This is a genomic window from Rhizobium sp. BK176, assembly GCF_024808055.1.
In genome coordinates this window covers 266,020-288,705 of record NZ_JANUBV010000006.1, presented here as the reverse complement: position 1 = coordinate 288,705, position 22,686 = coordinate 266,020, and the positions used below count along the sequence as shown (strand labels likewise).

General features: G+C 61.0%; 22 protein-coding genes. 14 read left to right on the top strand and 8 right to left on the bottom strand.

Going from position 1 to position 22,686, the window contains the following annotated elements:
- Positions 1-29: 29 nt before the first annotated feature.
- The 7 genes from FHT76_RS20465 (at position 30) to FHT76_RS20435 (ending at position 8,245) form a co-directional block, all read left to right on the top strand.
- Positions 30-1,226, top strand: a complete 1,197-nt coding sequence (locus tag FHT76_RS20465; protein WP_183755894.1) for an HlyD family secretion protein — start codon at positions 30-32, stop codon at positions 1,224-1,226.
- A 20-nt stretch (positions 1,227-1,246) separates the two neighbouring features.
- Complete coding sequence (locus FHT76_RS20460; RefSeq protein ID WP_183862413.1) at positions 1,247-2,839, top strand: DHA2 family efflux MFS transporter permease subunit; 1,593 nt, start codon at positions 1,247-1,249, stop codon at positions 2,837-2,839.
- Between the two features lie 147 nt (positions 2,840-2,986).
- Complete coding sequence (locus FHT76_RS20455) at positions 2,987-4,012, top strand: LacI family DNA-binding transcriptional regulator (protein WP_183862411.1); 1,026 nt, start codon at positions 2,987-2,989, stop codon at positions 4,010-4,012.
- An 18-nt stretch (positions 4,013-4,030) separates the two neighbouring features.
- A complete protein-coding gene (gene xylB / locus FHT76_RS20450; RefSeq protein WP_183862410.1) occupies positions 4,031-5,485 on the top strand; it encodes a xylulokinase in 1,455 nt (484 codons plus the stop codon).
- Between the two features lie 37 nt (positions 5,486-5,522).
- Positions 5,523-6,833, top strand: coding sequence for a xylose isomerase (gene xylA / locus FHT76_RS20445; RefSeq protein ID WP_183862408.1), 1,311 nt, complete (start codon positions 5,523-5,525; stop codon positions 6,831-6,833).
- A 143-nt stretch (positions 6,834-6,976) separates the two neighbouring features.
- Positions 6,977-7,747, top strand: coding sequence for a phosphodiester glycosidase family protein (locus FHT76_RS20440; protein ID WP_183862541.1), 771 nt, complete (start codon positions 6,977-6,979; stop codon positions 7,745-7,747).
- 108 nt (positions 7,748-7,855) lie between these two features.
- On the top strand, positions 7,856-8,245 hold the full coding sequence (locus FHT76_RS20435; RefSeq protein ID WP_183862406.1) for an ester cyclase: 390 nt from the start codon (positions 7,856-7,858) through the stop codon (positions 8,243-8,245).
- Positions 8,246-8,253: 8 nt separating this feature from the next.
- On the opposite strand, the gene FHT76_RS20430 is transcribed toward FHT76_RS20435, so the two are convergent.
- From FHT76_RS20430 to FHT76_RS20405, 6 genes are all read right to left on the bottom strand, one after another.
- Positions 8,254-9,189: an NAD(P)H-binding protein gene (locus FHT76_RS20430; protein WP_259185775.1), complete on the bottom strand. Its 936-nt coding sequence runs from the start codon at positions 9,187-9,189 to the stop codon at positions 8,254-8,256.
- Positions 9,190-9,230: 41 nt separating this feature from the next.
- Complete coding sequence (locus FHT76_RS20425) at positions 9,231-10,226, bottom strand: nitrilase-related carbon-nitrogen hydrolase (protein ID WP_183862402.1); 996 nt, start codon at positions 10,224-10,226, stop codon at positions 9,231-9,233.
- 94 nt (positions 10,227-10,320) lie between these two features.
- Positions 10,321-10,767: a MarR family winged helix-turn-helix transcriptional regulator gene (locus FHT76_RS20420; protein ID WP_183862400.1), complete on the bottom strand. Its 447-nt coding sequence runs from the start codon at positions 10,765-10,767 to the stop codon at positions 10,321-10,323.
- A 146-nt stretch (positions 10,768-10,913) separates the two neighbouring features.
- Positions 10,914-11,078, bottom strand: coding sequence for a putative quinol monooxygenase (locus FHT76_RS20415; protein WP_246712608.1), 165 nt, complete (start codon positions 11,076-11,078; stop codon positions 10,914-10,916).
- Between the two features lie 150 nt (positions 11,079-11,228).
- Entirely contained in the window at positions 11,229-11,753 is a 525-nt protein-coding gene (locus tag FHT76_RS20410; protein ID WP_183862398.1) for a hypothetical protein, read from the bottom strand.
- A 15-nt stretch (positions 11,754-11,768) separates the two neighbouring features.
- Positions 11,769-12,212: an Ohr family peroxiredoxin gene (locus FHT76_RS20405; protein ID WP_405049279.1), complete on the bottom strand. Its 444-nt coding sequence runs from the start codon at positions 12,210-12,212 to the stop codon at positions 11,769-11,771.
- A gap of 107 nt (positions 12,213-12,319) precedes the next feature.
- Between FHT76_RS20405 and FHT76_RS20400 the strand changes: the two genes are divergently transcribed.
- Complete coding sequence (locus FHT76_RS20400; protein WP_183862394.1) at positions 12,320-12,817, top strand: helix-turn-helix domain-containing protein; 498 nt, start codon at positions 12,320-12,322, stop codon at positions 12,815-12,817.
- A 130-nt stretch (positions 12,818-12,947) separates the two neighbouring features.
- Positions 12,948-13,166, top strand: a complete 219-nt coding sequence (locus tag FHT76_RS20395; protein ID WP_183755883.1) for a hypothetical protein — start codon at positions 12,948-12,950, stop codon at positions 13,164-13,166.
- A gap of 21 nt (positions 13,167-13,187) precedes the next feature.
- Here the strand turns inward: FHT76_RS20395 and FHT76_RS20390 are convergent, their stop codons facing one another.
- On the bottom strand, positions 13,188-14,219 hold the full coding sequence (locus FHT76_RS20390; protein ID WP_016556993.1) for a LacI family DNA-binding transcriptional regulator: 1,032 nt from the start codon (positions 14,217-14,219) through the stop codon (positions 13,188-13,190).
- Positions 14,220-14,388: 169 nt separating this feature from the next.
- Here FHT76_RS20390 and FHT76_RS20385 point away from each other — a divergent pair, with 169 nt between their 5' ends.
- The 3 genes from FHT76_RS20385 to FHT76_RS20375 all read left to right on the top strand — a co-directional run bounded on the left by FHT76_RS20385 (position 14,389) and on the right by FHT76_RS20375 (position 18,033).
- Positions 14,389-15,912 carry a sugar ABC transporter ATP-binding protein gene (locus FHT76_RS20385; RefSeq protein ID WP_183862393.1) on the top strand — a complete coding sequence of 508 codons (1,524 nt, stop codon included), beginning with the start codon at positions 14,389-14,391 and terminating at the stop codon, positions 15,910-15,912.
- A gap of 80 nt (positions 15,913-15,992) precedes the next feature.
- Positions 15,993-16,997 (top strand): ABC transporter permease, encoded by a 1,005-nt coding sequence (locus FHT76_RS20380; protein WP_016556995.1) that lies wholly within the window; start codon positions 15,993-15,995, stop codon positions 16,995-16,997.
- 88 nt (positions 16,998-17,085) lie between these two features.
- Positions 17,086-18,033 carry a substrate-binding domain-containing protein gene (locus tag FHT76_RS20375; protein ID WP_016556996.1) on the top strand — a complete coding sequence of 316 codons (948 nt, stop codon included), beginning with the start codon at positions 17,086-17,088 and terminating at the stop codon, positions 18,031-18,033.
- Between the two features lie 63 nt (positions 18,034-18,096).
- Here FHT76_RS20375 and FHT76_RS20370 read toward each other — a convergent pair whose 3' ends face one another.
- Entirely contained in the window at positions 18,097-19,872 is a 1,776-nt protein-coding gene (locus FHT76_RS20370; RefSeq protein ID WP_183862391.1) for a tetratricopeptide repeat protein, read from the bottom strand.
- Between the two features lie 280 nt (positions 19,873-20,152).
- On the opposite strand from FHT76_RS20370, the gene FHT76_RS20365 reads away from it, so the two are divergent.
- Positions 20,153-21,205: a sugar phosphate isomerase/epimerase gene (locus tag FHT76_RS20365; RefSeq protein ID WP_183862389.1), complete on the top strand. Its 1,053-nt coding sequence runs from the start codon at positions 20,153-20,155 to the stop codon at positions 21,203-21,205.
- A 195-nt stretch (positions 21,206-21,400) separates the two neighbouring features.
- Positions 21,401-22,588 (top strand): Gfo/Idh/MocA family protein, encoded by a 1,188-nt coding sequence (locus FHT76_RS20360; protein ID WP_183862387.1) that lies wholly within the window; start codon positions 21,401-21,403, stop codon positions 22,586-22,588.
- Positions 22,589-22,686 lie beyond the last annotated feature (98 nt).

Here is a 22,686-nt window from a genome sequence, read left to right as displayed (position 1 = left end):
AATTCACTCAATTTGCCCGGTAGTCGCTCATGTCGTCCAGTCCAAAAGCCAATGTTGCCCGCATCGTCAGCGAAACCGATGAAGCCGAAGGCAAGGCTCGGGAAGTAGCAATCCCTGCTGCGGAAGCACCGCGCACGCCGCAGAGTCCTGGCGATACGCAGGCTGTTCCCGCCGAAAAGAAGAAAAAGCGCAGTCTCGCGCTGCCGATCATCGGCCTTGTCCTTCTCGCCGGTGCCGCCTGGTACGGATACGACTGGTGGACGACGGGCCGTTTCATGGTGTCGACCGACGATGCCTATATCGAAGGCGACATCGCAACCATCTCGCCGAAGGTCACCGGCTATGTCGCCAAGGTGAACGTCGTTGCCAACCAGAAGGTCAAGGCAGGCGATGTGCTCGCGACGCTTGATGACGGCGATTACAAGCTTGCTCTCGATCAGGCCGTCGCTTCCCTCGAGACGGAAAAGCTCTCGCTGCAGCGCATCGATGCACAGATCGCCGGCGGGCAGGCAAGTCTTGATCAGGCCGAGGCTCAGAAGACGGCCCTCGAAGCCACCGTTCGCGGCGCGCAGATCACCCAGACCCGCGCTGCCGAGTTGCAATCCAAGTCCGTTGGCACGACCGCCAACCTCGATGCGGCTAACATCGCGCTTGATCAGGCCAAGGCAAACCTCGTTGGTGGTGATGCGGCGATTGCATCCGCGCACGCCAACGTCACACTCCTGCAGGCGCAGCGCCGCGAAGCCGAGGGTACGATCCGCCAGCTGGAGCTTTCGCGCGATAAGGCGGCCCGTGACCTCTCCTTCACGATCCTGAAGGCGCCCTATGAGGGCGTCGTCGGCAACCGGTCGGTGCAGGAAGGCGATCTGGTATCGCCTGGTCAGCGGCTGATGGCGCTTGTCCCGGTCCGTCAGCTCTATATCGACGCAAACTTCAAGGAAACGCAGATCCAGCATCTGGTTCCCGGCTCGAAGGTCAACGTCCATGTCGATGCTTATGGCGATCATCCGATCGTTGGCACGGTCGAGTCGATCTCGCCGGCCTCCGGCTCGGTCTTCTCGCTGCTGCCGCCGGAAAACGCCACCGGTAACTTCACCAAGATTATCCAGCGCGTCCCGGTGCGCATCGCCCTGCCGCAAGATGCTCTCGACAGCGGCCGCCTGCGGGCCGGCCTTAGTGTCGTCGTCGATGTCGATACGCGCACCGCGCCGGATGCCGGCAAGTAAGATCCTGACGAGGTAGGCCCATGGCCGGCAGCGCAACAGTTGGAACCATCCCGGCCGCTCCGGCGGCCGCGGAGCACATGGACCCACGCAAGCTCATCGCCTTCTTCGCGATGGTGCTTGGCATGTTCATGTCGATCCTCGACATTCAGATCGTCTCGGCATCGCTTGCCGAAATCCAGGCGGGCCTCAGCGCCGGTTCGGACGAGATCGGCTGGGTACAGACATCTTACCTGATCGCCGAAGTCATCATGATTCCGCTATCAGGCACCCTCGCGCGCATCGTTTCGACGCGATACCTGTTCGCGGCCTCGGCTGCAGGGTTCACCATGGCGAGCGCGCTCTGCGCAACGGCGACGAACATCGACCAGATGATCGTGTACCGCGCCATCCAGGGCTTCATCGGCGGCGGCATGATCCCGTCGGTCTTCGCGGCCGCCTTCACCATCTTCCCGCCGTCCAAGCGCAGCATCGTGTCGCCGATCATCGGTCTGATCGCAACGCTTGCGCCGACGATCGGCCCGACCGTCGGCGGTTATCTCAGCCACGCGTTCTCCTGGCACTGGCTGTTCCTGGTCAACATCGTGCCGGGCATCATCGTCACGATCGTTACCTGGAATTTCATCGATTTCGACAGGCCGGAATTCGCGCTGATCAAGAAGTTTGACTGGTGGGGGCTGCTGTCGATGGGTGTCTTCCTCGGTGCGCTGGAATACGTGCTCGAGGAAGGCAACTCCAACGACTGGTTCAACGACAGTTATATTTTCATGGGCGCGATCGCCTCTGCGATTGCTGCCGTTGTCTTCTTCTATCGGGCCTTCACCGTCGAATTTCCGGTGGTCGACCTGAGAGCCTTCACCAACCGGAACTTCGCTTTCGGTTCGGTGTTCTCCTTCGTCATGGGCATCGGCCTTTACGGACTGACTTACATCTACCCGGTCTATCTCGGGCGCATTCGCGGCTACGACTCGCTGATGATCGGCGAGACCATGTTCGTGTCTGGCCTCGCGATGTTCTTCACGGCGCCGATCGCTGGAAAGCTGTCGACGAAGATGGATCTCAGGCTGATGATGGTCATCGGTTTCGTCAGCTTCGCATGCGGCACCTACATCATGACGCACCTGACCCAGGATTGGGACTTCTACGAACTCTTTATTCCGCAGATCTTCCGCGGCTTCGGGCTGATGATGTGCATGGTGCCGATCAACAACATCGCGCTCGGTACGATGCCGCCCGCCCGTATGCGCGGCGCGTCCGGCCTCTTCAATCTGACTCGCAACCTTGGCGGCGCGGTGGGGCTGGCTGTGATCAACACGGTGCTGACGAACCGACAGGACGTGCACTACGAGCGACTGCGCGAAAATATCGATTGGGGCAATCCGGCGGCGATTGACCAGATGAACAACATGGCGGCGAACTTCAACACCTACGGCATGGACGGCGCTGCTGTTGCCATCAAGCAGATGGTTGGACTTGTTACGAAACAGGCAATCGTTCTGTCTTTCAGTGACGTCTTCCTGATGCTGACCGTGTTATTCCTTGCGATGATCTTCGGTGTCTTGATGCTGGACAAGCCTGCGCCACAAGGCGGAAGCGGTGGTGGCGGAGGTCACTAAGAAGGCATATCAAACCAGCTTGCGAGGCCGGTCCGGACAACGGGCCGGCCTTTGCTTTTGCACAAAGATTTGACGTGAACGGAAACGTTTGCAGTTTTTGATTTACGTACATCAAATTTGGAGTTAAAGGTCTCGTCAGGAGGAAAGATGAGGCCAACAGTTCACGATATCGCTGCTGCGGCAGGCGTCAGCCTGGCGACCGTCGACCGGGTTTTGAACCAGCGGCCGGGCGTACGCCACGTGACCCGCGAGAAGGTCGAGAACGCGATTCGCGAGATCGGCTATGTCAGGGACGTTGCTGCCGCCAACCTTGCCAAGGGCCGGACCTACCCACTCGTCTTCATCCTCCCGGCCAGCGACAACTCCTTCATGCACGGTCTGAACGACGAGGTACGCGCCGCCGTCGCCCGCTCGCCCGCCGAGCGGACGGATATTCGCACGATCGAGGTGCCGGCCTTTGATCCGACCGCGCTCGTCACGGTCCTGGATGAGCTTTGCGAGGAGCGGCCTTCGGGGATCGCCCTTGTCGCCACGGATGCGCCTGATGTGCGCGACGCCGTCGACCGACTGGTGAATGACGGCATTCCCGTCGTGACCCTTGTCTCCGATCTTACCGGCTCGCAGCGCCATCACTATGCCGGTGTCGACAACATCGCTGCCGGCCGTACAGCCGCGCGGCTGCTGGGCCGTTTCCTCAGTAGCGCAAAGGGCGAGATCGCCGTGCTCGCCGGTTCGATGCTGGTGCGCGACCATCGCGAACGCCTCGAAGGCTTTGCCGCCGTTATCGCGGCGGAGTTTCCATCGCTCTCCATCCTGCCTGTCATCGAAGGCCGCGACGATCCCGAGATGGCGTATATGCTGGTTGCGGACGCGCTGTCGAAGAAAAGCGGCATCATCGGGGTCTACAGCCTCGGCGCTGGTAATCGTGGCCTGATCAGGGCGTTGAAGGAAAAGGCGGTCGATCGGTCGCTGACGGTCATCGCCCATGAACTGACCGCCCATACCCGCGCTGCGCTGCTCGACGGCACCATTGACGCAATTCTCAACCAGAATGCGGGCCATGAAGTGCGCAGCGCCATCCGCGTCCTCAAGGCGAAGGCGGACGGGCTTGCCGTCATCGAGGCGCAGGAACGCATCCGCCTCGACATTTTTCTAAAAGACAATCTGCCGTAACGGCAAAGGGAGAAACACATGTATCTGGGTCTCGATCTCGGAACCTCCGGCGTCAAAGCCATGCTGATCGACGGCGATCAGAAGATCATCGGTTCGGCCAATGGTTCGCTCGACGTTTCGCGCCCGCATTCCGGCTGGTCGGAGCAGGAGCCTTCGCACTGGATCCGTGCAACGGAAGAGGCGGTTGCCGGGCTGAAGGCAAAGCACCCGAAGGAGCTCGCCGCCGTGAAGGGTATTGGCCTCTCCGGCCAGATGCATGGCGCGACCCTGCTTGATGCCGACGACAAGGTGCTGCGCCCCTGCATTCTCTGGAACGATACGCGCTCCTATGTCGAAGCGGCTGCCCTGGATTCCGATCCGCGCTTCCGCAAGCTGACCGGCAACATCGTTTTCCCCGGCTTTACCGCGCCGAAGCTTGCCTGGGTTGCCAAGCATGAGCCTGCGATCTTTGCCAAGGTCGCCAAGGTGCTGCTGCCGAAGGATTACCTGCGCCTCTGGCTAACAGGCGAGCACATCTCCGAGATGTCGGACTCCGCTGGTACCTCCTGGCTGGATACGGGCAAGCGCGCATGGTCCTCTGAGCTTCTCGCGGCGACGGGTCTCGATGAAAAGCAGATGCCTCGCCTGATCGAAGGCACGGAGCAGGGCGGCAAGCTGCGCGGTGAGTTGGCCGGGCAGTGGGGCATGTCGGGAAGCGTCGTCGTTGCCGGCGGCGCCGGCGACAACGCGGCTTCGGCTTGCGGCATGGGCACCGTCAGCGATGGCGCGGCCTTCGTGTCGCTCGGCACCTCGGGCGTTCTCTTTGCGGCCAATGCCGCCTACCTGCCGAAGCCGGAAAGCGCCGTACACGCCTTCTGCCACGCGCTGCCCAACACCTGGCATCAGATGGGTGTTATCCTCTCGGCGACGGACGCACTGAACTGGCATTCCAGCGTGACTGGAAAGTCGGCTGCGGATCTGACCACCGAGCTCGGCGAAACGCTAAAGGCTCCGTCAGGCGTTACCTTCCTTCCCTATCTCTCCGGCGAGCGCACGCCGCATAACGATGCCGTCATCCGCGGTGCGTTCATCGGCCTCGAGCATGAGAGCAGCCGCGTCGTGCTGACCCAGGCGGTTCTCGAAGGCGTGTCCTTCGCCATCCGCGACAATCTCGAAGCGCTGCGCTCGGCGGGCACGGATATTTCCCGCGTCACGGCAATCGGCGGCGGCTCGCGCTCGCGCTACTGGCTGGCCTCGATCGCAACCGCGCTCGGCGTTCCCGTCGACCTGCCCGCCGATGGCGACTTCGGCGCTGCGTTCGGCGCGGCGCGTCTCGGCCTGATTGCGGCAACAGGTGCCGATCCGGTTGCCGTCTGCACGCCACCGAAGACGGCTGGCACGATCGAGCCCGTCGCGGCGCTCTCTGGCGCCTACGAAGATGCCTACAAGCGCTACCGCGCTCTCTACCCGGCGATCAAATCGCTGCAGCACTGAACCCAGAACAACAATTCGAAACCTGAGGAGACACGAGATGAGCACCGGATTCTTCGGCGACATCCAGAAGATCAAGTACGAAGGCCCTGAGAGCACCAATCCGCTCGCCTTCCGCCACTACAACAAGGACGAGGTCGTTCTCGGCAAGCGCCTGGAAGACCATCTGCGCTTTGCCGTTGCCTACTGGCACACGTTTGCTTGGGAGGGCGGCGACCCGTTCGGCGGACGCACCTTCCTGCGTCCCTGGTTCGAAGACTCGATGAAAGCCGCGAAGCTCAAGGCCGACGTCGCGTTCGAACTCTTCCAGATCCTCGACGCACCGTTCTACTGCTTCCACGACGCCGACGTGCGCCCGGAAGGCAAGAACTTCGCCGAAAACACGAAGAACCTGAACGAGATCGTCGACTATTTCGCCGAAAAGCAGGCTGCGACCGGAACCAAGCTGCTCTGGGGCACGGCGAACCTCTTCTCCAACCGCCGCTTCATGTCGGGCGCCGCCACCAACCCGGATCCGGATGTTTTCGCCTACTCGGCTGCGACGGTTAAGACCTGCATGGACGCCACGATGAAGCTCGGCGGCGCCAACTACGTTCTCTGGGGCGGCCGCGAAGGCTACGAAACCCTGCTCAACACCGACCTCAAGAAGGAACTCGACCATCTCGGTCGCTTCCTCAACCTCGTCGTCGAGTACAAGCACAAAATCGGCTTCAAGGGCACGATCCTCATCGAGCCGAAGCCGCAAGAGCCGACCAAGCACCAGTACGACTACGACGTCGCGACGGTCTATGGCTTCCTCAAGAACCACGGCCTCGAAAACGAAGTGAAGGTCAACATCGAGCAGGGCCACGCGATCCTCGCCGGCCACTCTTTCGAGCACGAACTGGCGCTCGCCAACGCGCTCGGCATCTTCGGCTCGATCGACATGAACCGCAACGATTACCAGTCCGGCTGGGATACCGACCAGTTCCCGAACAACGTTCCTGAAATGGCGCTTGCCTACTACCAGGTCCTGCAGGGCGGCGGCTTCACGACAGGCGGCACCAACTTCGACGCCAAGCTGCGCCGCCAGTCGCTCGATGCGGAAGATCTGCTGATCGGTCACATCGGCGGCATGGATGCCTGCGCTCGCGGTCTCAAGGCCGCTGCCAAGATGATCGAGGACAAGGCTCTGTCCGGTCCGCTCGACGCCCGCTATGCCGGCTGGGATTCGGTCGAAGGCCAGAAGCTCGCCCGCGGCGAATACTCGCTCGAGCAGATCGCCGAGTGGGTCGAAGCCAAGGACATCAACCCGCAGCCGAAGTCCGGCAAGCAGGAGCTGCTCGAAAACATCGTCAACCGTTACGTGTGATCGGCGGTTGATTGTGGAGGAGAGGGCCGGGGAGCGAAGGTTCCCCGGCCTTTTTTGTTGATTGAGGCGATGCCGTTTCCATGTTTGGTGGAAGTGCGATCGCTGGTATCGGGCCGCTCGGCGATCTCAAGGGAAAAGCTGCGATGGACTTCAGACAGGGTATGCTTGCCGGCGCCGCGATGCTGGGCGCTGCCGCGTTTGCGGGTGCGGCCGTCGCAGGGCCTTGCCTGCAGGATACATTCGAAGGCGAGGCCTATGTCGTGTGCACCGTCGAGAAAGGAAGCGACCTCCGTTTGTTCTGGAAGAACGCGGCTGGAGAACCCTATCGCGACTTCTCCGGGGTTGACGAGGCCGTTCAAAAGAGCGGGCAGAGCTTAGTGTTTGCGATCAATGCCGGCATGTATCTGCCCGATTTTTCGCCGATCGGGCTCTATGTCGAAGACGGCAGGGAATTGCGGCCAGCCAGCACCGCGCAAAGCAATGGGCCCGCCGACGGCCCGGTGCCGAACTTCTACAAGAAGCCGAATGGCATATTCTTCATCGATGAGACGTCCGCGGGAATACTTCCGACCCAGGAATTCCTGAAGCGCCGCCCCGATGTCCGGCTCGCCACGCAATCCGGCCCGATGCTCGTGATCGACAACAAGCTGAACCCGATCTTCATCGTCGGATCGACCGACAAGACCCGCCGCGGCGGCGTCGGTATCTGTGGCGATGGCGTGGTGCACTTCGCGGTCAGCGAAGACAGGGTGAACTTCCACGATTTCGCGCGCCTGTTCCGCGATCATCTGGCCTGCCCGAATGCGCTGTTTCTCGATGGTGGCCGGGGTGTCGGGCTCTACAGTCCCGCCTTGGGACGTGACGACAAGTCTTGGCATGGCGGGTTCGGCCCGATGTTCGGCCTCGTCGAATAGCGCACCGGATGAGCCGCATTCAGGGCATCCGGATCGTGCCCATGTCTGGTTGCCAAATCTCCGCGTCATCCTAATTGGCCCCGGTACCATAAGAACCGGAGGAGAGTCGTGTCCAAAGCCGACCTTGCGGCCATCTATCGGGAATACATCGTCTGCCTGAACAGCCAGAATTGGTCGGCGCTCGGACAGTTCGTTCATCCGGATGTTCGCTACAACGGAGAGCCGATCGGATTGTCTGGATATCGCCAGATGCTCGAGGGTGACTTTCAAACGATTCCGGACCTCTTCTTCGATATCGATTTTCTGGTTTCCGAGCCGCCGCGCGTCGGAAGCCGCCTGCGGTTTGACTGCACGCCGATAGGGCTGCTGTTTGGGCTACCGGTGAATGGCAAGAGAATCTCATTCACCGAGAACGTGTTTTATGAATTTCGGGATGGGGAGATCGAGGCGGTCTGGTCTGTCATCGACAAGGCCGCCATCGCATCCCAGCTCCTGTAAATATAGCCTCAGCCCGCGGCACCGCCGCGCGTGAACGCGGTGGCATTGTGTTTTACGAATTCCTGCATACTGACAGGTGCCTTGCCGATGAGCTGGAAGAGATCATCGGTCATGCGGTCGTAGCTGCCCTGCTTGTGGAGGTCCGCCATCACGGCAAGGTGGCTGGCAAGATGCGGCGGTACGCCGGCATTCTTCAACGCATCAATCCATGCGGGCAGCGGAATGTCACGGTAGCGGATAGGCCGTCCGAGGGCTTCGGAAAAGCTACGCGCATGGTGGTCAAGATCGGCCGACTCGTAGCCGGTCAAGTTATAGATCTTTCCGATGTGCGGTGCCGGATCGTCGAGGACCACGGCGACAGCCCTTGCAACATCCGCGGCGGCGACGGGCGACGTCTTGCTGCTGCCGAGCGGCAATGCGAGTTCGTCTCGTTCCCGGACGCTGTCGGCGGCGAGCCGCAGAAAGAAGCCTTCCAGAAAGGCCGTGGGGCGGACGGTAACCACCGGCAGACCGGACCAGGCCAGGGCTTGCTCGGCAAGCCAGTGCAGCCGGTGTTGCGGGCTGTCGGTTGTCTCGGTGATGCTCATTTGCGAAACGGTCATCTGCGACATGTTCACGAACGCCTCGACACCATGATGGCGCGCAACGGCCGCGGTATTGATCGTCGCTTCCAGATAGGCAGCCGAGATCGACATGCCGAAATAGATACGCTTTGTGCCTTGGATCGCCCGATGCATCGAGGCGAGGTCGGTCAGGTCACCCTGGACCACCTCGGCTCCGAGGCGCCTCAGGGCTTCGGCACGTTCATCCTCCCGGCGGACCAGGGCGCGCACCCTGTGGCCCTTCGCGAGCAGCATCTCTGTAAGGTTGCGGCCAACGGCGCCGACGTCGCCGGCCGCACCGGTTACGAGGATCGGGCTATCCTGAGACGATTGAGTAGTCATGGTCCTTGCCTTCTTTCCGTTCGTTCAAATTCAGCGCGCGTTCAGAGAACCTCGACGGCCTTTTCCTCAACAGATCTTGCGTGGAAGGCTTCGGCCTTCGGCTGTGCGCTCAGATCATGGACATGGAGGGCCGGCCTGCGGTCGATCCGCAGGCTGAGGAACTCCGGACGGCTGTAGTGGCCGGCGGCGTCCATGAGCCTCTTGCGCGCGTCGATCAGAGCAAAATCGAGATCGGCGACCACTTCGCCTTCGCCTGCGGTCAGCGGCTCGCCGATGATCTGCCCCTCGGGATTGACGATGGTCGTGAAGCAACCGCCGGAAATCGGTCCTCCGGCGGACCCCGTGTCCTTCAGGATCTGAGCCTGCTGATCGGCGTCGAGCCAGGCCGTGGCATTGACCACGAAACAGGCGGATTCCAACGCATGCTGGCGAATGCTGACTTCTATCTTGTCAGCAAAAAGCTGGCCGTACATCGATCCCGGATACATCGCCGAGTGGATCTGCTCGCCGTCGGCGATGAGGGCGTAGCGGGCCAGCGGCAGGAAATGCTCCCAGCAGGCAAGCTGGCCAATGCGCCCGACGCAACTGTCGACCGCCTGCAGTCCCGAGGCGTCACCCTGGCCCCAGATCATGCGCTCGTAATAGGTTGGCGTGAGCTTGCGGCGGCGCTGGATCAGCGTACCGTCGGCATCGAAGAGGAGCTGCGTATTGTAGATCGATCCGCCGTCACGCTCGTTGACGCCGATCGAGACGACCATCTTTGCCTCGCGGGCCGCCTCGCCGATGGCACGCGTTTCGGCGGAAGGCACTGTCACCGACTCTTCGAGCAGGCGCTGGTGCTCCTTGCCCATCTGGAATGCGGGTTGCAGGAAGGAGAAGTAGGGGTAGTAGGGAACGAGGGTTTCCGGGAAGGTCGCGAACTGAACGCCCTGCTTGCCCAGTTCTCGGATCTTCCTGACAACCTTGTCGACGGTGCCTGCCCGGCTGTAGAGCACGGGACTGATCTGCACGGCGGCGGCTTTGACGATGGTGCTCATGATAACGGTCCTTTCAGTTGAGCGTATTCGGCAACTTAATTGCATATGCAACATTGAAGTTATTGATATTGTATATGCAACATTTGTGATTCCTTTACTCGACTTGGCCGAGTGGCAGGCTGTCGGCCACATCGAGCACGGCAGCAACGCCTTCCGCGCCAAGCAAGGCCCGCGCCTTCGTCTGCGCTAGTCGCCAGGCCGGAGCTGCCGAAGTCAGCAGATCCTTGCCGGCTTGTGAGAGGATGATCGGACGCCTCCGTCCGCCCTTTTCGGAAACCTTCTCTTCGATCCAGCCTTCATTCAGGAGGAGGGCGAGATTGCGTGTCAGCGTTGAGCGATCTTGGTAGTTGGCGCGCCCGATTTCGGCGCGGCTTGCACTACCGAGCTTAGCGATCAGCACAAGCAACGAGAACTGTGGGGCGTTGACCCCGTAGTGCCGCAGTTCATGGTCATAGAGATTGGTTGCGAAGCGCGATATACGACGCGTACGCGTCATCAGACAGTTCTGCGTGATCTCGCCGACGATATTCGTCACGCCCATTTTGCTTTCCGTCCTCGTTCCCATGGACAATTATATGATGTATATGCAACATAATGTCAACATGGAAATTTTCAGACGTTTCCAGCGGTCGCCCGTATGGCTGGAGCGGCGGCGAAAGGCGGCGCCGCCGTTTCTTCCAGTTGGCCCTATTGCGCCAGCGTGGACTTCGCCACAACGATGCCGGCTACCATCCCCGCGGTTTCTTCGCGAAACTGCCTGATGGAGGAGCTGTTCAGATGCGCCTCGAATGCGGCGGCATCAGCGTAGACTTCATAGATATGCAACTTCGCCTCGTCGTCGTTCGACACCATGACCTCGAAGGTCAGGGTACCGCTCTCATCATGGAGACGGCGGGGCGCCCTGTGGTTCAGCAGCACGATCGACGAAGAGGAGCGCTGTCGTCTGCTTGCTGTCGTTCGGCTGTGACATGTCTGTCTCCAGAGTTTGACGTTCCGAGATGCCTAATTGCGAAGCGCGGCGCGCTCAATGCTCGCAGCGAAAAGGGGTGTTTCTCCCTTGTTGTGCGCAATCGACATCGGCTGCCGTTGTGCGCGGAACACGTCGAAGGGGATGCCCTGCCTGTCGAGAAAGGCCTTGAACTCTTCTGTTGCCTTGGAACGAACGTGGTTCGTGAATTCGCAGGTCTGATCGTCGATGCGCCTGACGCTGAGTTCCCAAAGCACATGGATCGTCGTGCGGCCCGTCGGTGTGACTATATCCGAAACCGACTCAAGGATCAGGTGATCCTTTTCACCCAACGTCTCGACGTAGTGCTGAACCATCAGGCTGCCGCCGATCGTCTCGACGTTGATGGACATGCGCTTGCCGTCCGGTGCGGTGGTGAAGCCCGCGGCGATGTGAGCCGGCGAGCATCGCTGATATTCATCCTCCGGCAGCGTGAAGCACCATTTCGGAATATCTATCTTCTCGATCGGTGCGTTGATGATGGCGGTAAAGCTTGAATCGACGATTTCATGATCGCTCATGGCTGGTTCCTTTCATTACGGGGTAAGTTTGATTTCGACATCCACGTTGCCTCGCAACGCTTTCGAGAAGGGGCAGGTGAGATGGGCCTGCTCGACGATTGCCTCCGCTGCCTTCGCATCGACACCGTCCAGCCGGACGTTCAAGCGCGCCCGCAGAAAGAGGCCATCATCGGCAAGGTTGAGGTCAATTTCGGCATCGATCTCCGGACCGGAGGGGAGGGAGATCTTTTTGCTGCGTGCGACGCGGGCAATGGCACCCTCTAAGCATGCCGCCGACCATCCCGCTGCCAAAAGCTGTTCAGGGTTGCTGCCGGTTCGTTCGGAGCCGGGAATTGCGAGCTTGATGTCGAGATTGCCGTCGGAACTGCGAGCAGTTCCCCTTTCCCGACCGCCGACTGTGTGGGTCTTGGCGGTATAGAGGTTTGCCTCGCCGCCATGAGTGGCTTGGGTCATTGTCATTCCTCTCGGCGTAGGTCCGTCTGGACCTATTGCACTTGCTTCCACGGTTTCTTATGTTGGCTATGAAAATCATAGTTGCAAGTACCTATGAAAAAGAAAGTAGCGAAATGGACAAGGAATCGGTTTTGGATACGCTATGCCCGGTGGCCCGCTCAGAGGCGGTGGTCGGGGACCGATGGACGGTACTGATCCTGCGCGAGCTCTTCATGCGCAGTTATCGGTTCGAGGAGATCCAGGCGCAGACCGGGGGGACGCCGCAGATGATTGCATCGCGTTTGAAGTCGCTGGAGGCGGAAGGCATTGTGGAACGCCGGCGCTACAGCGAGCGGCCTCCGCGCTACGAGTACCATCTGACCGAAAAGGGCGAGGCTTTTTATCCGGTGATCCTGGCGCTACGCGCTTGGGGTGAAACCTGGATGAAGTCGCCGGATGAAGGTCGGGCGGTCCAATATACGCACCTGACCTGCGGCAAGCCGGCGGGGCTTGGCCCGGTATGCGAAAGCTGCGGCAAGCCGATCAGCAGGGAAGATTTGAGCGCGGCGCTTAATTCTGCTTACCAGCGCGAACGGGACGAGCGGTGGGAGGCGTTCAAGCGCAGTCGGTAGCGGTAGCGACGCCGCATCGATTCCGTGTGCGAGCCACGGCCGTGCAGCCAAAAGCCAATTTTTTCGTTCCGCTTGCGCAGCGAACGCCGATAAGCTTAGACCGTCGTTTTTCAAATCAGGGGGCTAGGCTATGGCCGGCAGAGAAAGGGACTTGACGGCCATCGCGCAAGCGGTTGCCGACAGCCCGAAGCGCGACAACAGCGTCTATCACAAGGCAATGTCAGAAGCCCGCCAAGCCTTTGAGGCAGCCGAGGCCGCAATCGGCGGACCGGTTGAGGTCATGACCAAGACAAAACTGAAGCGAAACGGGCAGTATGTTGTGAAGTGGATTTTCAGGCCGGCCGAATAACGCCCTGCGATCGGCTCCCGCTCAGCGTTTCGTCCATCGGCGCGACGGCGCGCCAACTGAATTGCGCACGACAAGATCTGGACGCAGCAGGATCTCGGTTTCCGCCGGCTGGCCGTCAGAGAGGAACTCCAATAGCAGCGCCATGGCCTGCTTGCCGATCAAAGTCCGTGGTTGGCGGATCGTTGTCAGCGGCGGCGACATGAAGACGGCCTGTGGCACGTCGTCAAAGCCGGTTACCGAGAAGTCGGTCGGGATGTCGTAGCCGCGGGCGCCAAGGCCGATCATAACGCCGATCGCCGTCTGGTCGTTGACGCACATGAAAGCGGTCGGCAGGGTGTCGCGCATGAACAGTTGCTCGACGGCGTGACGGCCGCTTTCCAGCGTTCCGTCGCCTTCGAGAACGATACGCACGTCCGGTGCAACGCCCGCTGCATCTAGCCCCGCATCGTAGCCCTGGCGCCGGCGGCTGTAAGCAAGGCGCGTCCGCGAATCGCCGATGAAGGCGATCTTGCGATGGCCCTCGGCCAGCAGCAGGTCGACCGCCTTTCTGGCGCCCTCGACGTCATCGACGCCGACATAAGGGATGCCGCCGTTGAAAACCGGCTCGAACACCCCGACGCTCGGCGGCAGGCGCGCGGTCATCGTCTGATGGCCGAAGGGCAAAATGCCGGTGAAGAGGATCAGCCCGGCGGCCTGGTTGGAATTCAGAAACTTCAGATATTCGAGGCCACGCTGTGCATCGTTCTGCGTATGGCCGATCAGGATGCCGTAGCCATGGGCACGCGCTTCGTTCTCAAGACCGACGAGAATGTTGGAGAAGTTCGGGTCGCCGATATCAGGGGCAACCACTAGTATCATGTTCGATCGGCCGAGGCGCAGGCTGCGGGCCATGGCGTTCGTCGTATAGCCGGTGATGGCGATCGCCTGATTGACCTTCAGTCGCGTCGAGTTGGCGACCTTTTCCGGCGTGTGGATCGCCCGCGATACCGTCGCGATCGAAACCTCGGCGATCCGAGCGACGTCTTCTATGGTTGCGGGCGTGGAATTCGACACTGCGTCCTGCCTTGGATGCCTTCGCCGCGACACTACACAGACTTGCCGGGAGGTCAAATGCCAGGACCTGCAGATCTGTGTGTAACAGTGATGTAAACCTTTACATGCGTCGTGTAAAGGTTTACATATGGCTTCAAGCGGATGGGAGCCGCAGGGAGGAAGTCAGTCAATGAGTGTGGATTCTGCCGACGCCGCGCCCGTGGTGTTGTCCGCGCGGCGCATCTGCAAGTCGTTCAGCGGCGTGCAAGTCCTCTTCAGCGTCAATTTCGATCTCCGTGCCGGTGAGATCCACGCCCTCATGGGTGAAAATGGCGCGGGCAAGTCGACCTTGGTCAAGGTCATGTCCGGTTTTGAGCAGCCGAGTTCGGGCGAGATCCTGCTGGATGGCAAGCCGGTCGTGTTGCCGGCCAACGGCGCGGCCGAAGCGCTCGGCATCGTTCTCATCCATCAGGAATTCAATCTCGCCGAACATCTGACGGTCACGGAGAGCCTTTTCCTCGGTCGCGAAGTCACGCGGTTCGGCGTGCTCGATCGCAGGTACATGCGCGCCGAGACCCGCAAGGCGCTTGATCTCCTCGGCTCCCACGTCGACGAGAATGCCATCATCAGCACATTGTCGATCGCCGACAAGCAGATGGTGGAAATCGCCAAGGCAATCAGCCGCGATGCCCGCGTCGTCATCATGGACGAGCCAACCGCTGTGCTGTCGCGCGAGGAGACGAATTTCCTGTTCCGGCAGGTGCGCAAGCTACGCGACAAGGGAACAAGCTTTATCTTCGTGTCGCATAAGCTCGACGAGGTGATGGAGATCACCGACCGGGTGACCGTGCTGCGCGATGGCCAGTGGGTCAAGACGGCGCCGACGGCGATGCTCGACGGCGAATCCATTGCGCAGCTGATGGTCGGGCGTGAACTGTCGAGCCTTTATCCCACCAAAGTGGAACCCAATGTCGACGAGGACGTCGTCCTCCGGGTCGAAGGTGTTTCAACCGGCTATGTGCAGGATGCGAGCTTCGAGGTTCGCAAGGGCGAGATCATCGGCTTCTCCGGCATGATCGGTTCTGGTCGCACGGAGCTGATGGAAGCAATCGCCGGGTTGCGGGCGCGTGCGTCCGGCGAGGTCGTCATTCGCGGTGAATCCGTGTTTTCGGGCGATGTGCATGCAGCCAACCGCGCCGGGCTTGCCTACATGACGAAGGATCGCAAGTCGAAGGGTTTGCTCCTGCGTTCCGGCATGATGACCAATCTGACTCTGCAGTCGCTCGGCCAGCATTCGCGGCACGGCTATCTCAGCCCGAGCAGCGAGGCGAAGGCGCTTGCCAAGGCGCGGCGGCGCTTCGATATCCGCGTTCGCGACACCAACATCGTTGCCGGCCGCATGTCAGGCGGCAATCAGCAGAAGCTGTTGCTGGCCAAGGTCATGGAGACCGAGCCCGAGATCATCATCATCGACGAGCCGACACGCGGCATCGATGTCGGCACCAAGCAGCAGATCTATCATTTCATCTCGGCATTGGCGCGCGACGGTCGATCCATCATTGTCGTTTCCTCGGAAATGCCTGAAGTGATCGGCCTCTGCACGCGCGTCGCCGTGATGCGCGAGGGACGGATCGTTGGCGTGCTCGAGGGTGACGAGATCTCGGAGCAGGAGATCATGCGTTACGCCGCCGGATTGAAGAGAAAAGCCGCCTGACATTGGCGGGAGGCGGCTGCGTCAAGCGCGCTGCGAAAATATGATGCCCATCGAATTTGGGGCGGGAGGTTGGTTTGGAAATGAGCGTGAACGAGGAGACCAGGGAAATCCGGCGTCGCCCCTGGCGGGATATCGATCTCAGGGCCGTTGCACCTTTTGCAGCCCTGATATTGCTCTTGATCGTCGGGGCGCTGGTCAATCCGAACTTCATCGGCATCACCAACCTTGCCAATGTCGCGACCCGCTGCGCCTTCATCGCGATCATCGCCGTCGGCGCCACATTCGTGATCTCCGCAGGCGATCTTGATCTGTCCGTCGGGTCGATGGTGGCCTTTGTTGCCAGCCTGATGATCCTTTTGATGAATTCCGGCGTGATTGCCGATCCGACGCTGATGCTGGCGGCTGCGGTCGTCTTCACGCTCGTCGCCGGTGCGCTCTGTGGACTGGCCAACGGCCTGATCACTACGGTCGGCAGGATTGAGCCGTTCATCGCCACGCTCGGCACGATGGGCATCTATCGTGGCCTAACAACATGGCTCAGCCAGGGCGGCGCGATCACGCTGCGCTCGGCCGATATCCAGACGCTTTACCGTCCGGCCTATTTCGGCAGCATTCTCGGCGTGCCGGTGCCGATCGTTGTCATCCTTGCGGTCACTGCGGTGGCAGCCTTCATTCTCTACCGCACACGCTATGGACGCCATGTCGTCGCGGTCGGTTCCAACAGTGACGTGGCGCGCTATTCCGGCATCGCCGTCAATCGTGTGCGCACCATCGCCTTCGTCATCCAGGGGCTCTGCGTCGCCATCGCCGTGCTGCTTTATGTGCCGCGCCTCGGCTCGACCTCGGCAACGACGGGTATCCTCTGGGAGCTGCAGGCGATTACCGCCGTCGTCGTCGGTGGGACGGCACTCAAGGGTGGCGCCGGTCGCGTCTGGGGCACCATCTGCGGCGCTTTCATTCTCGAGCTCGTCGGCAACATCATGCTGCTGTCGAACTTCATCAGCGAATATCTCATCGGTGCAATCCAGGGTGCGATCATCATCATCGCCATGCTGGTGCAGCGCTCGCTGGTCCGCAAATCGTAAGCGGACTGGCTCCAGGAATTGGCCGGGATCACAGGGCGTCCGGTTGACGGGTAGGAAAAGTCCCTGACGTTTATTGGGAGGAAATAGAATGCGCAAACTCATGTTGGGTCTTGCGGTTGCGGCCGTCACGCTGGCGGGTACCGCATACGCACAGGACAAGAAGTTCACCATCGGCGTCTCGATTCCGGCAGCCGACCATGGTTGGACCTCGGGCGTCGTGTTCCACGCCGAACGCATCGCCAAGAAATTGATGGAACAGCATCCGGGCCTGAACGTCATCGTCAAGACTTCGCCGGATGCCGCCAGCCAGGCGAACGCTGTGCAGGACCTTGATACACAGGGCATCGACGCCCTCGTCATCCTGCCGTCGGATCCGGATCCGCTCGTCAACGCCATCAAGGAAGTCAAGGGCAAGGGCAAGTACGTCGCGCTCGTCGACCGTGCGCCCTCGACCAACGATGACACCGTCCGTGACCTTTATGTCGCTGGCAACAACCCGGCGCTCGGTGAAGTCGCTGGCAAGTACATCGCTGCGCAGACGCCGGACGCCGAAGTCGTCGTCATTCGCGGCCTGCCGATCCCGATCGATCAGCAGCGCCAGGACGGCTTCGACAAGGGCATTGCCGGCTCCAAGGTCAAGGTTCTCGACCGCCAGTACGGTAACTGGAACCGCGACGATGCCTTCAAGGTCATGCAGGACTATCTGACGAAGTACCCGAAGATCGACGTGGTCTGGTGCCAGGATGACGACATGGCTGTCGGCGTGCTGCAGGCGATCGAGCAGGCCAAGCGTACCGACATCAAGTATGTTGTCGCCGGCGCCGGCTCCAAGGACATGGTCAAGAAGGTCATGGACGGCGACAAGCTGATCCCGGTCGACGTTCTTTATCCGCCGGCAATGGTTGGCACGGCCATGGAGCTGACGGCTGCTGGTCTCTACGGCCAGGTTCCGGTTCGCGGCACCTTCGTCCTCGACGCGACGCTTGTCACGAAGGACAATGCGAAGGACTTCTACTTCCCGGATTCTCCGTTCTGATCTGAAAATCCAATGCGGCGCCCGTTCGAAAGGACGGGCGTCTTTTTTTGACAACGTCGCTTTTTAGTCCGGCAGTCCGGCCTTGGCGAGGTCCGTGATGCAGCGGTCGATGAAAGCTTCGGTCATGACTGGATTGTCGCCGAAATAGAATTCTCGGCGGGCGTAACGGCACGTCATACCCGGCCGGAAGCGATGAAGCCTGGAGATTGCCTCTCGCGCTTCGTTCATTTCGCCTTGCCTTCCGAGGGCAGCGGCCAGAAAAATCGCCGGCCAGAAGGTTGCGTTCGGGGAGCGGAGTGATGCACGCGCTGCCTTGGCCGCTTCCGCCATGTTGCCCAATTGATAGTTCGCGAGCGCGAGAACGTTATGGAAAGTCCACAGATGCGGATCGCGAGGACTGAGCCGGAATGCTTCCTTGATCTCCTCTATGCCTTCGGTGGGCCGTTCGACGTAGCAGAGGACCTGTCCAAGCGCGAAGTGGGCCTGCGCAAAACTTTGGTCCAACTGCAACGCGTTGCGCAGATGCGCAAGTCCGGCCTCCGTCGCACCATCAAGTGCCAGGGCCCTGCCCAAGGCGAGGTGCGCGGCAGGCTCTCTCTGATCGGATATGATGGCGCGTTCGGCAAGGTCGATCGCATCACAAATCCGCTCGGCGCGTTCATCAAGTGGGCCATACCAGCCGAGTTGAATGTGAACATAAGCCAGTCGCGCCTGCGCCTGCGCGAAGGTCGGATCAATATCGATTGCCTGCTCGAACAGCGCCTTGGCAGTCTTCAATTCGTCGAGCGTGAACCGATAGAGATGCCAGAGGCCCTTCAGGTAGATTTCCCAGGCATCCATGTCCAACACGGTGCGGCCCCGAAGGGCGGCGAATTCGATGGAACCGAGTTCCGGCTCAATCGTTCCGGTGATTTCCGATGCCAGCTGGTCCTGAACCTCGAAGATGTCGGCCAACGTCCGGTCGTAGCGTTCCGCCCAGAGCAGGCTGCCATCCGTGCCGTTCAGCAATTGCGCGGTAATGCGAACGCGATCTGCCGCGCGGCGCACGCTCCCCTCCAGCACGTACTTGACGCCAAGGTCCTCCGCCACCTGTTGCGCATTGGGCTTGCGGCCCTTGTAGCTGAACGAGGAGTTGCGGGCTGCCACCAGCAGCCAGCGACAGCGCGCCAGCGTGGCGATCAACTCGTCGGTGAAGCCGTCCGAGAAATGTTCCTGTTCCTCGATGCTCGACATGTTGCTGAACGGCAGAACCGCAATCGAGGGCCGATTGCGCAGAGGCCTCGTTCCCTTGTGCTTCGATGCGGCAGCCGATGGAAGCTGCTCGCTGTCCGCCGTCCATCGCCAGACCCGGATTGGTCGATCGACGTTCTTAAGTTTGCGATTGCCGAAATCGATTGCCCGGAAGTCAAGCTTCGACCGGATCTGGTCGTTGACCTGCTGGGACACGCAGATACCGCCCGGCGGCGCCAGCGCCTGCAGGCTTGCGGCGACGTTCACGCCATCACCGAAGATGTCCTCTTCCTCAACCAGTACATCGTCAACGTGGATGCCGATCCGCCACAGCATGCGCCGATCCGGTTCGAGTGCCTCGTTGCGTTGAAGCAGTGCTTTCTGGATCTCCATGGCGCAGCCGACGGCATCGACCACGCTTGCGAATTCGGCGAGCGCTTCATCGCCAACAAATTTGACAACGCGTCCGTGATGCCTGCCGATGCCGGGGACGATGATTTCGCTATTGTGCGCTTTCAGCGTCGCGAACGTACCGCTTTCGTCAAGGCCCATCAGCCGGGAGAAGCCGACAACATCCGCATCCAAGATTGCTGCCAGACGCCGGGTCATGCGCCAACCTCCTGGTCTGAAGACAGTAGCACGAGACGACGCGATGTCTACCGCCGCGGTCGCGGGGGCAGAGACGAGATGCGCCAGTGGTCACCCGTCGAACGGGAAATGCGGTACGTACATCTTGCAGCCCGGGGCAGGCCGTGGTTAAGTCGGCCGCTTTCGATTTCCGCCCCGCGGGGCAAATTTGCAGTTTCGCCTAAATCGGCTTGCAGACTTCAAATCGCGTGGTAGAACACTGCCAGAAACGTTTACGGTCATCTTTTAGGGAGGAATTGACATGAAAACGATCAAGGGCCCAGGCCTGTTCCTTGGACAATTCGCGGGCGATGCCGCGCCTTTCAACTCTTGGGATTCGATCACCAAATGGGCAGCCGATATCGGCTACAAGGGTGTGCAGGTTCCGACCTGGGCCAGCCAGCTCATCGACCTCAAGAAGGCGGCTTCCTCGAAGGATTATTGCGACGAGTTCGCTGGCGTTGCCCGCCAGAACGGCGTCGAAGTGACGGAACTCTCCACCCATCTTCAGGGCCAGCTCGTCGCCGTGCATCCGGCCTATGACGAAGCCTTCGACGGCTTTGCGGCACCTGAAGTGCGCGGCAATCCGAAGGCCCGCCAGGAATGGGCAGTCGAGCAGGTGAAGATGGCGCTGACGGCGTCGAAGCACCTCGGCATCAAGGCGCATGCGACCTTCTCCGGCGCGCTTGCCTGGCCGTTCATCTATCCGTGGCCGCAGCGCCCGGCCGGCCTCGTCGAAACCGCCTTCGACGAGCTTGCAAAGCGCTGGACGCCGATCCTCAATCACGCCGACGAAAACGGCGTCGACGTCTGCTACGAAATCCATCCCGGCGAAGACCTGCATGACGGTATCACGTTCGAGATGTTCCTCGAGCGCGTGAAGAACCATCCGCGCGCCAACATGCTCTACGATCCGTCGCACTACATCCTGCAGTGCCTCGACTACCTCGACAACATCGACATCTACAAAGACCGGATCAAGATGTTCCACGTCAAGGATGCCGAGTTCAACCCGACGGGTCGCCAGGGCGTTTACGGCGGTTACCAGGGCTGGGTCGAGCGTGCCGGCCGCTTCCGTTCGCTCGGCGACGGTCAGGTCGATTTCGGTGCTGTCTTCTCGAAGATGACGGCCAACAACTTCGACGGCTGGGCCGTGGTCGAATGGGAATGCGCGCTGAAGCATCCGGAGGATGGCGCACGCGAAGGTGCCGAGTTCGTCAAGGCGCACATCATTCGCGTCACTGAAAAAGCGTTCGACGATTTCGCAGCCGGCGGTACGGACCAGGCTGCCAACCGCCGCATGCTCGGGCTCTGAGACGCGAGCGCCTGCAACGCCGAAACATTGCGCGCATCCCGTCACCCTAACCCTCTCCCCGCCGGCGGGGAGAGGGGATCTGCCCAAGCAAGCGACTGGGAGGTGCGGCGTATTCCTTCTCCCGCTGGTGGGGAGAAGGTGGCGGCTTGAGGAGCGCGATCGTGGCACAAGACAGAAGATTTCCAGGAGGAACCAATGGCAATTGAAGCATCTACAGAACAGGCGCGCGAACCGCGCATCCGTCTCGGCATGGTCGGTGGCGGCGCCGGCGCGTTCATCGGCGCAGTGCACCGCATCGCTGCCCGCATCGACGACCAGTACGACCTGATCGCCGGCGCGCTGTCGTCGACGCCGGAAAAGGCGATGGCATCGGGCCGCGACCTCGGCCTTGACCCATCGCGCACCTATTCCAGCTACCGCGAGATGGCGATCCGCGAAGCGAAGCTGAAGAACGGCATCGAAGCGGTTTCGATCGTCACGCCGAACCATGTGCACTATGACGCCGCCAAGGAATTCCTGCGTCGCGGCATCCATGTCATCTGCGACAAGCCGCTGACGTCGAACCTTGCCGACGCCAAGAAGCTGAAGAAGGTCGCCGACGAGAGCGGCGCCCTGTTCATCCTGACGCATAACTACACCGGCTATCCGATGGTCCGTCAGGCCCGTGAGATGATCGCAAACGGCGAACTCGGCGATATCCGCCTGGTGCAGGCCGAGTATCCGCAGGACTGGCTGACGGAAGCCGTCGAGCAGACCGGTGCGAAGCAGGCCGTCTGGCGTACCGACCCGGCCCAGTCGGGTGCAGGCGGTTCGACCGGCGATATCGGCACGCACGCCTATAACCTTGCCTCCTTCGTATCGGGCCTCGAACTCGACAGCCTTGCGGCCGATCTCGACAGCTTCGTCGAAGGCCGCCGTCTGGACGACAACGCCCACGTCATGCTGCGCTTCAAGGCCAAGGGCTCTGAGAAGCCAGCCAAGGGCATGCTCTGGTGCAGCCAGGTCGCGCCCGGCCATGAGAATGGTCTGAAGGTCCGCGTTTACGGCACCAAGGGCGGTCTGGAATGGGTTCAGGCCGATCCGAACTACCTTTGGTTCACGCCGTTCGGCGAACCGAAGCGCCTGATCACCCGCAACGGCGCCGGCTCCGGCCCGGCGGCGGCCCGCGTTTCGCGCATCCCGTCCGGTCATCCGGAAGGCTACCTCGAAGCCTTCGCGACGATCTACACCGAGGCCGCGCATGCCATCAACGCCCACAAGAAGGGCAAGGCGGTTGATAAGGCCGTGGTCTATCCGACGGTCGATGACGGTGTGAAGGGCGTTGCCTTCGTGGAGGCCTGCGTGGCCTCCTCGAAGAAGAACGGTGCCTGGGTCAAGGTCTGATCCTCGCTCCACTACATCACGGATAAAACCAATGGGCGCGCTTCCTAGAATATTAGGGACCGCGCTCATTGTCGTTTAACAATGCTGTGGCAGAAATG

Coding starts and splice junctions, on each gene's coding strand:
- FHT76_RS20465 (WP_183755894.1), top strand. CDS start 30: ATGTCGTCCAGTCCAAAAGCCAATGTTGCCCGCATCGTCAGCGAAACC.
- FHT76_RS20460 (WP_183862413.1), top strand. CDS start 1,247: ATGGCCGGCAGCGCAACAGTTGGAACCATCCCGGCCGCTCCGGCGGCC.
- FHT76_RS20455 (WP_183862411.1), top strand. CDS start 2,987: ATGAGGCCAACAGTTCACGATATCGCTGCTGCGGCAGGCGTCAGCCTG.
- xylB (WP_183862410.1), top strand. CDS start 4,031: ATGTATCTGGGTCTCGATCTCGGAACCTCCGGCGTCAAAGCCATGCTG.
- xylA (WP_183862408.1), top strand. CDS start 5,523: ATGAGCACCGGATTCTTCGGCGACATCCAGAAGATCAAGTACGAAGGC.
- FHT76_RS20440 (WP_183862541.1), top strand. CDS start 6,977: ATGGACTTCAGACAGGGTATGCTTGCCGGCGCCGCGATGCTGGGCGCT.
- FHT76_RS20430 (WP_259185775.1), bottom strand. CDS start 9,189: ATGACTACTCAATCGTCTCAGGATAGCCCGATCCTCGTAACCGGTGCG.
- FHT76_RS20425 (WP_183862402.1), bottom strand. CDS start 10,226: ATGAGCACCATCGTCAAAGCCGCCGCCGTGCAGATCAGTCCCGTGCTC.
- FHT76_RS20420 (WP_183862400.1), bottom strand. CDS start 10,767: ATGGGCGTGACGAATATCGTCGGCGAGATCACGCAGAACTGTCTGATG.
- FHT76_RS20415 (WP_246712608.1), bottom strand. CDS start 11,078: ATGGTGTCGAACGACGACGAGGCGAAGTTGCATATCTATGAAGTCTAC.
- FHT76_RS20410 (WP_183862398.1), bottom strand. CDS start 11,753: ATGAGCGATCATGAAATCGTCGATTCAAGCTTTACCGCCATCATCAAC.
- FHT76_RS20405 (WP_405049279.1), bottom strand. CDS start 12,212: ATGACAATGACCCAAGCCACTCATGGCGGCGAGGCAAACCTCTATACC.
- FHT76_RS20400 (WP_183862394.1), top strand. CDS start 12,320: ATGGACAAGGAATCGGTTTTGGATACGCTATGCCCGGTGGCCCGCTCA.
- FHT76_RS20395 (WP_183755883.1), top strand. CDS start 12,948: ATGGCCGGCAGAGAAAGGGACTTGACGGCCATCGCGCAAGCGGTTGCC.
- FHT76_RS20385 (WP_183862393.1), top strand. CDS start 14,389: ATGAGTGTGGATTCTGCCGACGCCGCGCCCGTGGTGTTGTCCGCGCGG.
- FHT76_RS20380 (WP_016556995.1), top strand. CDS start 15,993: ATGAGCGTGAACGAGGAGACCAGGGAAATCCGGCGTCGCCCCTGGCGG.
- FHT76_RS20375 (WP_016556996.1), top strand. CDS start 17,086: ATGCGCAAACTCATGTTGGGTCTTGCGGTTGCGGCCGTCACGCTGGCG.
- FHT76_RS20370 (WP_183862391.1), bottom strand. CDS start 19,872: ATGACCCGGCGTCTGGCAGCAATCTTGGATGCGGATGTTGTCGGCTTC.
- FHT76_RS20365 (WP_183862389.1), top strand. CDS start 20,153: ATGAAAACGATCAAGGGCCCAGGCCTGTTCCTTGGACAATTCGCGGGC.
- FHT76_RS20360 (WP_183862387.1), top strand. CDS start 21,401: ATGGCAATTGAAGCATCTACAGAACAGGCGCGCGAACCGCGCATCCGT.